This is a genomic window from Cellvibrio japonicus Ueda107 (assembly GCF_000019225.1).
Lineage (GTDB): Bacteria > Pseudomonadota > Gammaproteobacteria > Pseudomonadales > Cellvibrionaceae > Cellvibrio > Cellvibrio japonicus.
This window is the reverse complement of record NC_010995.1, coordinates 3,170,310-3,183,218: the sequence shown is the minus strand read 5'-3', so window position 1 is coordinate 3,183,218 and position 12,909 is coordinate 3,170,310. Positions and strand designations below refer to the sequence as shown.

Genomic DNA, 12,909 nt, shown 5'->3' with positions numbered 1-12,909 from the left:
TCTAATAACTTAAACTGGAGAAAATCATGACAACTAACAATAAGAAACAATTTTTGAGAAAAAAACTACCCGTTTATATCGGTATGGCATCAGGGTTATCCTTGATGGTTGGGGCTGCTTCGATGCCAGCAGTGGCGCAGGACTCAAAAAATGCTGATCAGGTAGAAGAGGTTATCGTTACTGGACAGCGTGCAAGTATTCAGTCTGCACAGGATATCAAGCGAAATGCGTCAACTATCGTCGATTCGCTGGTTGCAGAAGACATCGGTAAATTGCCCGATCGCAGCGTTACAGAAGCGTTGCAACGTGTGCCTGGTGTATCTGTTGGTCGCTATACCAATAACGATGCAGAGCATCCTGCTGCTGAAGGTAGTGGTGTGGCTATTCGCGGTTTGACCCAGGTTCGTGCCGAGTTGAATGGTCGCGATGTATTCTCTGCGGCCAGCGGTCGTGGTTTAAGTTTTGAAGATGTTCCCGCCGAGTTGATGTATGCGGTTGATACCTATAAAAGCCCATCAGCAGACATGATTGAAGGTGGGTTGGGTGGTACGGTCAATCTGCGTACACGCATGCCTTTTGACTCGGATGAACAATTGATCAGTGTTTCTGCCAAAGCTAACTATGGCGATCAATTAAAAGAAACCAATGGTGAGTACTCGGGATTGTATAGCAATCGCTGGGAGACAGCGGTTGGTGAATTTGGTGTTCTGATTAACGCATCTACCTCCGATTTGGCGAGCCGTTCAGATCAGGTTTACACTCGTCCTTATTTGCCGAGAACAATTGATGGGGACGATGTATGGGTCTCCAAAGGGGTAGATTGGCGTCGCAACGACTATCAGAGCACACGCGAAGGTGCATACCTCGCTTTGCAATGGGCACCTAATGACCAAGCAGAAGTTTACTTTACGGCTTTCCGGAGTAAGCACGATACTACATACGATGAAAATGCTTTCTTTTTAGAAGGTGGTAATGGTGACCAGGCATTAGTACCAACTGCAGATAATGATTGGGTTTACAGTGACAATGGTGCTATGAGATCTGGTACCGTGACTGTAGCAAATCCGGCAGATTGGGGATTGGATTTTGGTACCAGCACCCGCTGGGCAAATAATGTCTCCAAAACTACAGATTACTCTACTGGTGTTAAATGGTCTCCAGACGATCATTGGAAATTCTCAGCAGATTTTCAATACGTAAAAGCGGAGGCAAAAGTTGATGATTACACTCTGGGGTTAAAGGTAATTCCCGCAGAGGCGTACATGGATGGTATGGGCTCAGAAACACCGACCATTTTGATTGATCCTCAATACATGGCGGATTACTCAAATTATAGTCTGGGTCAGCAAATGACTCACTTTGAAAGAAACAATGCCGAAGCGAAAACAGCTCGTTTTGATGCGGAATATGATTTCGAAGGAGCTGTAGTTAAATCAATAAAAGCTGGGGTGAGATATTCCGAGAAAGAAGCCGATAATATTAACACTGGCTATGATTGGAATACTCGTTATGCCACATGGTTTAATGGATACGATAAAAATACTTTGCCTAAGGTTACTGAGGGACAGGCAGAAGAATATTTGGCATTGTACAAGTTTAGTGACTTCCAGCGCGGTGACGTGACTGTTCCAGCAGCGGGTTATTTGTATTCTGCTGCGGCCGTTAAAAACTTCAGAGCTACTACAGATGCAATTAACAGCACTTGTCCTGACGAGCCATTTTCATGGGCATGTGATTCACAGGTATATATAGAGTGGAATCGTCTTAGTAATCCAGATTACAGAAATCTTCAGTCTGAAAAATCGATGGCTATGTACATGATGGCCAACTATGGTTTTGATGATTTGGCACTGCCTATTGATGGTAATTTAGGTGTGCGAGTTGTGCAGACTGATAATACTGCTTCAGGTACTTTGGTTGTCAATGAAGGGAAAGTTGGTGATGTGGTTGTAGTGCCACGTATAACACAGCCGCTAGAAGCCAAGGTCAGTGACACTCATGTGTTGCCTAGTTTTAACCTGCGTATGCGAGCAACGGATGATGTATATATTCGTTTTGCCGCATCTAAAGCTATCTGGGCACCATCATTTTCAGATATGCAGGCATTCGTTACGGTTGATCCTAATATCGATCAGGAAACAGGTATTATCAGAGCCTACAATTTGAATCAAGATACCAATCCATATCTTAAGCCAATGGAAGCTACTCAGTTTGACTTATCCATTGAGTGGTATTTTGATGATCTTGGCGGTATGGTTTATGCGGCTTTGTTTAATAAACAAGTTGAAGGATTTTTCAAAAAGAAAACCGCTCCTTATGCGATTGGAGACTTCTCAGGAACAGCTACGTGGTTGGATAATGTTGGCAGTGGTGATATCAATGGCTTGGAGATCGGCATCAATAAATTCTTTGATACATTACCAGCCCCATTTGATGGGTTAGGTATTCAAGCTAACTACACTTATATAGATAGTAAGGCTGATGTCTCGTTGCCTAATTCGAATGGTACTTCAGGAGCAGCACCTGTAGACACAGATGGGTCTGCCTATGGTCAATTGCCAGTTGATCAGTTATCCAAAAATGCCTTTAACTTGGTGGGTATGTATGAAAAGGATGGCTTCTCTGCTCGTTTGGCTTATTCTTGGCGTAGCAAGTACCTGATTGCTTGGGGTGGAAACGGATTTAATCCAGATTTCCCGGATTGGTCAGGCAAAGCCTCAATCCCTGTGTATAACGATGACTATGGTCAACTGGATGCGTCCATCAGCTATACCTTCCTTGATAATTACACGATTACTGCAGAGGCAACTAATCTGCTCAAGGAGAAAACCATCGGGATCATGGATCAGAATGGCGCGGGTGATAATATTGCCTACTCCTATGCTCAGGATGCTCGCTTTGCTGTAGGCCTGCGCGCTCGTTTTTAAATAAGCGTACAGTAGAAACCTGTGTCTGATTTATTCAGGCACAGGTTTATTTTTTTACAATTGAAATAAACCGTATTTTCCTGTGTAAACATGGGTAAAAAACGCAGAAAAGAAAACCCAATGACGTTCAAATTGATTAAGATTCCTGTGCAAAAAAATCATATCTATAAGTTATAGAAAACAGGGGTATAGAGTCTCATGTGGAAAACCAACAACGATAAGTGTTTCCCCACCGTCATCGTGAATTTATGGCGTCGATTGAGTGTTGCATTGGGCTGTGGCTTATTATCTGCCACCTGTGTTGCCGCACCACTTCCTGAGTTGTTATCCAATAATGGCAAACATGCCTTGATGGTAGATGGCGCTCCTTACATTATTTTGGGATCGCAAACCAACAACTCCAGTAATTATCCCGATGCCTTGAAAGACGTATGGCCTTCCATGGAAAAAATGGGGGCGAATACGTTAAGTATTCCGGTTGCCTGGGAACAAATTGAGCCAGTAGAGGGACAGTTTGATTTCTCCTTTGTTGATGTGTTGCTAAAAGAGGCGCGTCAACGCAAGGTAAGGTTGGTGTTGCTGTGGTTTGCCACCTGGAAAAATAATGCTCCCCATTATGCCCCGGCTTGGGTGAAACTGGATAATGCGCGCTTTCCCCGCGTTGTAAAAGAGGATGGCGATACCCTGAATTCGTTGTCTCCATTGGGCCAAAATACTTTGGCGGCAGATAAAAAGGCTTTTGTTGAGTTGATGAAATATCTGGCCAAGCGCGATAAAGACCATACCGTCATTATGGTGCAGGTGCAAAATGAAGTAGGTACCTATGGCGCCGTGCGCGATTATTCACCGATGGCACAGGCAGTCTTTAATGCAGCGGTTCCTGATGACCTGATACAAAAACTGCAATTAAAGCCTGGTACCTGGTCTCAGGTGTTCGGAAGGGATGCCGATGAGTTTTTCCATGCGTACCAGATTGCGCGCTATTGCGATGAGGTTACCGTGGCGGGTAAAGCTATTAAAAACCTGCCGATGTATGTCAATGTGGCCCTGCGTAATCCATTTAACCCGGGATTACCCGGCCAATATTCCAGTGGTGGTGGCACCGATAATGTCTTGCATATCTGGAAGGCAGCGGCACCTAATATTGATTTAATTGCCCCTGATATTTATTTCCGCGATTATAAAACTGTTAGTAAGGTATTAGAACTTTATACCCGTCCGGATAATGCGTTGTTTGTTGCCGAAATTGGTAATGATCAACCTTTTGCACGTTATCTATTCCCCACCTTGGGTAAGGGGGGGATCGGCTTTTCACCTTTCGGTATGGACGATACTGACTACACCAATTATCCACTCGGCGCCAAAGTCTATAACGATGAAACGATTGAACAGTTTGCCCAAGTGTATCGCCTGGTTAACCCAATGATGCGCGAGTGGGCCAGGTTGAGTTACCAAGGCCAGGTCTGGGGTGTAGCTGAGCCATTGGATAGCACCACAGAAACTCAAAAAATATGGAATGCGGAAGCGACGCCGGAAGAAAAGGAACAGCATAAGAAAGATCGGGCGAGTGCCTTGACCCAGCAATTGGATTTGGGGCTCTGGGATGCAGAAGTGACCTATGGTCGCCCCATGTTCTGGGTTACCCCGCCAGAGGGTAATACGCCGGCAGCAGGTGGAGCATTAATAGCCCAGCTGGATGATAACGAATACTTGGTGACGGCTTATAAGGCAAGGGTTGAATTTAAACCTTCGCAAGAATTAGCGGGTAAGAAATTTATGATTGAACGAGTAGAAGAAGGGCGGTTTGAAAAAGGTAAGTGGGTCATGGAGCGTGTTTGGAATGGTGACCAGACTGACTGGGGGTTGAATTTTACCGATCGTCCACACCTGCTGCGTGTCAAAATGGCCAGCTATAGCGTTCAGTAGTTCAGGTTTTCACAATTAATAGCGAATGAGGAAAATGATCATGTTATCGGCACATCAGTGGCTCAGGCACTGTATTATCGGTGTGGCATCTGTCGCGCTGCTACAGGCCTGCTCCAAACAAACGGGTAATGAATCCTCCAGTTCGGCCAAGTCGGCAACTGAGCAGGTTAAGGCATTAGCCCAGGTAGAGCGCACGGCAGAAGGTGTAGTGTTAACCCTGCCAGAGGGCACAGTGAAAAAGCTGCGTCTGCAAGTCATGGGTGAGCGGATTATTCGGGTAACTGCATTGCCGGGTACCGATTTTGGTATTGTTCCTGAATCTATCCAGGTAGTCGCCAAACCTGCAACCAACGTTCCTTTTAGCGTGGACCAGGCAGGGGAAAAACTGGTTTTAAAAACCTCACAAGTCAGCGCAGAGGTATCCCTGCTTGATGGTACGGTGAGCTTCCGTGATGCCAAGGGTAATGTGCTGCTACAAGAGGAAAACCGTGGTACTTTCTCGCCAGTCATTCATGATCCGGATCCGGTTGATGCCGATTCTTATGCGTTGCGCCAGGAGTTTAATCGCGGTAGTGATGAAGGCTTCTTCGGGTTGGGGCAGCACCAGAATGGCCAGGTGAATTATGCGGGTGAAAATGTAGAACTCACCACCTATAACCTGGTGATCTCGATTCCTTTCCTCGTTTCCAGTCGCAATTACGGTTTGTTGTGGGATAACAACTCAATTACTCGCTTTGGTGATCCACGCGAAGCGCAGCCACTGAACCAGTCGCTTAAATTGTATGACGCAGAGGGCAAAGAAGGTGGTTTAACAGTTCGTTACTTTGTCGGTGATGAGTTAAAACTCACACGTGTTGAGGCTGATTTCAATCACCAGTTCTATAAGCAAGGCAATGAGCTGGAAAACCCTTTCCCTGAGGAAGTGGCGGGTGCCTACAAAAACAATACCTTGCGTATTGAATTGGAAGGTTCGATTGAAGCCCAGGCTACTGGCAAGCATCAATTCAAAATGTATAACTCCGGTTATGCCCAGTTGTCACTGGATGGTGAGGTGGTACTGGATCGCTGGCGTATGAACTGGAACCCCTGGTACCACAATTTTTATCGCGAGTTAAATGCGGGCGATAAACATAAACTCAAGGTGAGTTGGAAGCCTGATGGCGGTTTCTTCCATCTGCGTCACCTGGATCCCCTGCCTGCCAATGAACAACATGAATTGTCGTTGGCATCGGAAACGGGTAAGGCCATTGACTATTACTTTGTCGCTGGTGACACCAAGGACGATATTATCTCTGGCTATCGCCAGTTGACCGGTAAGTCCGTCATGTTGCCTAAATGGGCCTATGGTTTTTGGCAAAGCCGCGAACGTTACAAGTCATCGGATGAAATTATCCAGAATCTGAAAGAGTACCGCGACCGCAAGATTCCTATCGATAACATCGTGCTTGACTGGTCTTACTGGCCGGAGGATGCCTGGGGTAGCCATGATTTCGATAAGCAGTTTTTCCCTGATCCCAAAGCATTAGTGGACAAAGTCCATGCCATGAATGCGCAAATTATGATTTCCGTGTGGCCCAAGTTCTATCCTACAACGGATAACTATAAAGAGCTCAATGCCAAAGGTTTTATGTTCAATCGCAACCTGGACGAGAAAAACCTCGACTGGATTGGCAAGGGTTATTTGAACGCTTTCTATGATCCTTTCTCACCGGAAGCCACAGCTATTTTCTGGAAACAGATTCGCGACAAGATCAACGTCCATGGTTTTGATGCCTGGTGGCTGGATGCCGTAGAGCCGGATATTCACTCCAACCTGACTTTTGAAAAGCGTAAGTGGTTAATGACACCTAATGCCCGCGGTAATGGCGCAGAGATTTTTAATGCTTACGCTGTGCCGCATGCCGAAGGTGTTTACCAGGGCGAGCTGGCGACCGATGGAGACAAGCGCTCCTTTATTCTGACTCGCTCCGGTTTCGGTGGTATCCAGCGCACGGGTTCTGCTATCTGGAGTGGAGACATAGTGTCCCGTTGGTCAGATATGAAAGACCAGATTGCCGCAGGTATTGGCACTAACCTGGCCGGTGTTACTAACTGGACATTTGATATTGGCGGGTTTACGCCGGAAGACCGTTTCCGTCACGGGAAAAAAGGCTTTGTGGGGTCGTGGACTGCACTGGATGCGGAGCAAGTGGATGAGTGGCAGGAATTGAACACCCGTTGGTATCAGTTCGGTGCTTTTGTTCCTTTGTATCGCTCGCATGGACAAAATCCCTACCGTGAGATCTTCAATATTGCGGATGAGGGAACCGAGGTATACAACGCCATGGTGTGGTACACCAAGCTGCGCTATTACCTGATGCCTTATATTTATACCCTGGGCGGTGATACCTATCACAAAGATGGCACTATTATGCGTGGCCTGGTGATGGACTTCCCCAACGATCGTAAGGCCTGGGATATCAATACCCAATATATGTTTGGTCCAGCCTTCCTGGTGAATCCAGTGTATGAGTACAAGGCGCGTTCGCGCGATGTTTACCTGCCCGCCGGCAGTGACTGGTATAACTTCTATACCGGTGAAAAATTGGCAGGTGGTCAAACCATCACTGCAGATGCCCCTCTGGCCCGCGTTCCTTTATTTGTGAAGGCAGGTGCTATAGTGCCAACAGGGCCATTGATCCAGCATGTGGATGAGGGGTTGAACTCTCCATTGCTGATTACGGTATATACCGGCGCTAATGGCAGCTTTGATATTTACGAGGACGATGGCCGTAGCCTCAAATATCAGCAGGGCGAGTGGTCACGTATCCCGCTGAGCTATGATGATGTAACAGGCACCCTGATCATTGGTGATCGCGTTGGCAGCTTCACGGGTATGGCAGATGAACGCAATATTCGTGTGCGTTTCATTGCGGGGCCAACCGCTGATGCAACTAACTTTGACAAGGCTGCTGCGGAAGCTGTTACCTATACCGGTAAAAGTGTGAGCATTAAACGCCCGCGTTAATACAGGTGCAGTGCTGACCTAAAAAAATCCCCACATGGTGGGGATTTTTTTATTGATCACCCGCGAAAATTTATTGTGTATTTGAACTGCAATAAATGCTGAGGGGTGGGTTGGTGGTATAGCCTGTATTGGTAGCTACCACCGAAATTGCACAATTGGGATTTAGGTTATGGCCACAGTAATTGAGTGCACTGGGAATATAACTGCCGATATTGCTGGAGTTCAAACCTGAATAAACCAGTGCATTCGGGTAGGGGCATTGAACAACCGTATCCGGTACTTTGGGGTATACCGCCCAGGTGCCACAGATGCTGCCTTCAAAGTTGTAGTCATTGCTATTTAAGCCAAGCCCGCCGCTATTGCACACGCCGTTGGTGGTTTGCCTGACAACCACATTGGCGCTGCCGGTTTGGGCACATCTCAACCCTTTTACTTCAACAAAAACGGTAACGGGGGCCGGTTGGTTGCCGCTGTACAGCGTAACCCAGGTAGGGCTGGTACAGCTTCCCTGTCCTGACGAGTTGATAAAAAGGGGACCATTGGCAGCGGACACCTGTAGTGAGGCGCACACTATCAAACTGCTAAGACCGATGAATGTTTTCTTATACATCTTGTTCTCCTTGAGTGTTTAATCCAGTCCCGACTCCCTGTGCCCTGATGCCATGCATCAGCAAGATACTGACTGTTGGGTGATCTTGCGGGTAATTCCTGAAAGTGCGCCCTGAATACTGCGTCGGTATTCGTTACCTGGTGGTTTAATTAAGGAGAGCGGTGGGCAGGTAATAGCCTGTGGGGAGGAACCGCTTCCCTGAATTATTGGTGTTATTTATCTTATGGTATAAATGAATATAAATAAGTCAACAAAAAGTATTTATCTATGGATATTTTTTTATGGGTAATTTTGTGTTGCGCGCCATTTGGCAATTGGAGGTGCCAAAAGGGGCTTTTTGTATGAGCCGGATTCCCATCGCCCATGAGTTTTTTGCGTGGAAGCTTTTTGGGCGCTTGGTGTACAATGCGCGCCAATTTTCCCCTTCCCATTAACACCGCAGCCTGTTCCCTGGCCTGCCGGTCAACCTAGGACTTACCTATGTTTGATAAAACCCAAACGATTGCTGCTTTTGATCCGGAAATCTGGGCGTCCATCCAAAATGAAGGTCGTCGCCAGGAAGAGCATATCGAGCTGATCGCCTCGGAAAACTACACCAGCCCCCTGGTGATGGCTGCCCAAGGTACCAAGCTGACCAACAAGTACGCCGAGGGCTATCCAGGTAAGCGCTACTATGGCGGTTGTGAGTATGTAGACCAATCTGAAGCCCTGGCCATCGAGCGTGCCAAGCAGCTGTTCGGCGCCGATTATGCCAACGTGCAGCCTCACTCAGGCTCCCAGGCCAACACAGCGGTTTATGCAGCACTCTGCGCCCCGGGTGATACCGTACTGGGTATGAGCCTGGCCCACGGCGGTCACCTGACCCACGGCGCCAAGGTGAACTTCTCCGGCAAGATCTACAACGCGGTGCAGTACGGCCTGAACCCGGAAACCGGTTTGGTGGATTATGACGAGGTTGAACGCCTGGCCCTTGAGCACAAGCCAAAGATGATCGTGGCGGGTTTCTCTGCTTACTCACAAGTATTGGATTGGCAGCGCTTCCGCGATATTGCTGACAAAGTAGGTGCCTACTTGATGGTGGATATGGCCCACGTGGCGGGTTTGGTTGCGGCTGGCCTGTACCCCAATCCGGTACAAATTGCGGATGTCACTACTTCTACCACCCACAAAACCCTGCGCGGCCCCCGCGGCGGTATCATCCTGGCAAAAGCCAATGAAGAGATTGAGAAAAAGCTCAACTCCGCCGTGTTCCCCGGTGGCCAGGGCGGCCCGTTGATGCACGTGATTGCCGCCAAGGCGATCAGCTTTAAGGAGGCCATGACGCCCGAGTACAAAGATTACCAACAGCAAGTGGTAAAGAATGCCAAGGCAATGGCTGCGACCTTTATTGAGCGCGGTATCAAAATTGTTTCTGGCGGCACCGAGAACCACCTGATGCTGGTTGACCTGATTGGCAAGCCATACAGCGGTAAAGATGCAGATGAAGCCCTGGGTAAAGCGCACATCACTGTTAACAAGAATGCTGTACCCAATGATCCGCGTTCGCCCTTCGTGACCTCTGGTATTCGTGTTGGTACTCCGGCAATTACTACCCGTGGTTTTAAAGAGGCGGAATGTATCCAGTTAACTAACTGGATTTGCGATATTTTCGCTGCCCTGGAAGCTGGTAATGCCGATGCAGTCATTGAGCAGGTTAAAACCAGGGTGGCTAGCCTTTGCAAGGAGTTCCCGGTATACGCGGATTAATCTGCCTTATCGGAACGCAAATAAAAAAGCAGTCTTTATGGCTGCTTTTTTATTGCCCCTATTTTTATCAAAGGGGGGGATGCCTGATGGGTATGTTATGTGAGCGAGAAAACGTGTTTCTTATGGCAATAATTAATAACTGAAAAAAGAAAATTTAATAAAAGTTAGATTTTGTTTTTTATCGGGCAACGAGCGTTCGCTTTTGCTGTCTACAATGTCTAGTATTTGTTCAGTAAATGAGTCATCAGGCTATTTTCTATGTCCCTTTTTTCTAATCATGTTTCCGGTAGTGTGTGGGCGGATCGACGTGCACATCTGATATTGGTTTTGACTGCCTTGCTACTGTTTGTAGTTTATGGGGTGATCCCTGATGAATCGCGCAAACCGGAAGTACACCTGGGTACCAAGGTGATTTCACCCCAGGTATTGCCAGACAGTGGTTTAGTGGTATCTCCTCCTGTGGGTCAGGAAAATAAGCTGCAGGCTACCGATGTTCAGCAAGATAATGCGGCAGCGGCGCTTCAACCGGTTGCTACACGGGCTTGGGGTCGGGCAGACTCAAAAGCGGCATATCCCTCGTTACCAGTACCGGAAAGTGTGCGTATTTACGAACAGGTTCAGCTAGATATGGATAAGCCCTATTATCCAGCGGTCGGTGAACACGTAAGCTTGTTGTTGCCGGGAGTCGGTGAACTGACCGCGAGTGTGTCTGCCAGCCATGACAATCCTAATGGCGACTATAGCTGGCGCGGTTATCTGGATGGCCATGGTACTGACTATCCTGTGGTGATGACTTACGGGGCTAATTCGGTATTTGCCACGGTGACAACTCCGGAAGGCAGTTACACCATGGAGTCGGTGGGGGGTAGTGGTTGGGTCTATAAAAATCCGGCCGGTGCGGAGTTATCCCAACCGGGTAAACATGATTTCCTCGAAATTCCCCTCAATAGTGGGCACCATCATTAGCCTGCAGCTCTAACCAAAGTTTCACTATAACTTGTATGTAATGAGCCCCCTGATGCCAGATCAGGGGGCTCTGTTTTATGGGGGGCGGTTGGCAAGTCGTAGGGCGGGCGAAGGTTTGCTAGACTTGGGTGGCATCCCTCAGGTGGAGGTACCTCATATGCTCTCCGTCTTTTGTCGTAAATATGCATTGCTGGTGTGGTTGGCATTGATTTTGTCCCCGGCATTTGTCATCACTGCCTGGGGTGATCATGAGTGGATCTTGCGCAATTTGGCCGTTGGCGTATTGGCAATCCTGGCGGTATCCGCGGTTAGCTTCCTGGTGATTAGGCAGTTTTACCAACGCCTGGATCATGTAGCTGAGCGCGACTCGCTGACCGGCTTGCTGAATCGCCATGCGTTTGGCTTGTTGTTTGAGCAGGCTATTTGCGAATCATTACGTAATCGCACACCGGTTTGTGTTATTTTCCTGGCGCTCGATCAGTATCCGGAGGTACGTGAGCGCCATGGCCGTATGGGATGCGATAGATTGGTGTTGGAAACGGCGGCTCTCCTTGATAAGCACCTGCGTGAAGGTGATGTATTGTCCTACTGGGGAACTGATGAGTTTATGGTTCTGCTAAAAAATACTGCGTGCGATGCTGGCGTCCGTGTTGCAGAAAAGCTCCGCCATGCCTTAGCCCTGGACAACATCCGGCTGGAAGGGGAGCTGATTAGAATTACCGCCAGCATCGGTGTTGCCGAACAGCTTGAAGGGGAAGGATTGGTGAGTTTATTTGCACGTGTTGATTCTGCTCTCTACGCCGCGAAAGCCAATGGCCGGAATCGGGTAGCGGCGGCTTGATGAGTTACCTGGGGCGAATAGCTTGTGGGTTAATGGTCTTTGGTGCCTGTTTTGGGGGAGTGCCGGTCAATGCCTCCCCGGTATTACCACTTCATTATTTTGTATCTGATGGGGCGTCAGAACCTTTCCAAATTGTATCGAATCACCGCCCGCTGTTATCGCCAGCGCCAGCGCTGATTTCCGCAGAGACCATGGTTGAGGATTCGGTTCCCCTGCATTCCGGTGTTATCACCGACATTCTGCTGGCAGCACTCAAACCCCTTGAGACGCCGTTGGATATTCTGATTCGTCCCTATAAGCGCTTGAAAATGGAGATTGTCTCCCAGCGCTTTCCCCGTTGGATCAGCTATGGCGCCCCCACCTGGACCGACCCGCAAATTATGGCCCAGGGTGAGTATATCCCTGTCCCTATTGTTGATTTCCGCTATACGCTAACGCGTATGGCGGACGGCTCTCCCCAGCCACTGGTGGCGGATATCAAGCGTGTCCGGGTAATTGTGATCCTGGGCTATACCTATGCGCGGACTTTTTACGACTGGATTGAGCAGCAGGAAATCCAGCTGGTTTATGCTCCCAATCACAGCAGTGCCCTGGCGATGCTGATGCAGCGCCGCGGGGATTTTTATCTGGCAGAGGACCTGAGAACCCACTGGTTGTTGCGCCAGAACCAACTCAATTTAACCCAGTTCCATTTGATCGACTTTAGCAGTGTCATACCGCCATCCCAATTGTTCTACATTGTCGATAAAAACCTGCCTGAGCCCATCAAAACCCGTTTGCAATCCCGCTTAACCGAGATGCGCGACCAGGGAGAACTTGAAGCGTTGATCGCGCCCTATCGATAGGGGCCTGCTATCGGCAGGGTCTGCGGTCTGCATGTCTTTAT

Annotated in this window: 8 protein-coding genes; 7 read left to right on the top strand and 1 reads right to left on the bottom strand. The window is 48.3% G+C overall.

From position 1 onward, the window contains the following. Nucleotides 1-26: 26 nt before the first annotated feature. From CJA_RS13085 to CJA_RS13075, 3 genes are all read left to right on the top strand, one after another. Entirely contained in the window at nt 27-2,927 is a 2,901-nt protein-coding gene (locus CJA_RS13085) for a TonB-dependent receptor (RefSeq protein WP_012488303.1), read from the top strand. A gap of 198 nt (nt 2,928-3,125) precedes the next feature. Further along, nucleotides 3,126-4,853, top strand: coding sequence for a DUF5597 domain-containing protein (locus CJA_RS13080; RefSeq protein ID WP_012488301.1), 1,728 nt, complete (start codon nt 3,126-3,128; stop codon nt 4,851-4,853). A gap of 40 nt (nt 4,854-4,893) precedes the next feature. Then, nucleotides 4,894-7,860, top strand: coding sequence for a TIM-barrel domain-containing protein (locus CJA_RS13075; RefSeq protein ID WP_012488300.1), 2,967 nt, complete (start codon nt 4,894-4,896; stop codon nt 7,858-7,860). A 70-nt stretch (nt 7,861-7,930) separates the two neighbouring features. On the opposite strand, the gene CJA_RS13070 is transcribed toward CJA_RS13075, so the two are convergent. Further along, complete coding sequence (locus CJA_RS13070; protein ID WP_012488299.1) at nt 7,931-8,470, bottom strand: hypothetical protein; 540 nt, start codon at nt 8,468-8,470, stop codon at nt 7,931-7,933. 480 nt (nt 8,471-8,950) lie between these two features. Between CJA_RS13070 and glyA the strand changes: the two genes are divergently transcribed. The 4 genes from glyA to CJA_RS13050 all read left to right on the top strand — a co-directional run bounded on the left by glyA (nt 8,951) and on the right by CJA_RS13050 (nt 12,868). Then, a complete protein-coding gene (gene glyA / locus CJA_RS13065) occupies nt 8,951-10,216 on the top strand; it encodes a serine hydroxymethyltransferase (protein WP_012488297.1) in 1,266 nt (421 codons plus the stop codon). Nucleotides 10,217-10,474: 258 nt separating this feature from the next. Then, nucleotides 10,475-11,182: a hypothetical protein gene (locus CJA_RS18715; RefSeq protein ID WP_012488296.1), complete on the top strand. Its 708-nt coding sequence runs from the start codon at nt 10,475-10,477 to the stop codon at nt 11,180-11,182. A gap of 157 nt (nt 11,183-11,339) precedes the next feature. Beyond that, nucleotides 11,340-12,023 carry a GGDEF domain-containing protein gene (locus tag CJA_RS13055; protein ID WP_049765463.1) on the top strand — a complete coding sequence of 228 codons (684 nt, stop codon included), beginning with the start codon at nt 11,340-11,342 and terminating at the stop codon, nt 12,021-12,023. 191 nt (nt 12,024-12,214) lie between these two features. Next, nucleotides 12,215-12,868 (top strand): transporter substrate-binding domain-containing protein, encoded by a 654-nt coding sequence (locus tag CJA_RS13050; protein ID WP_158304068.1) that lies wholly within the window; start codon nt 12,215-12,217, stop codon nt 12,866-12,868. Nucleotides 12,869-12,909 lie beyond the last annotated feature (41 nt).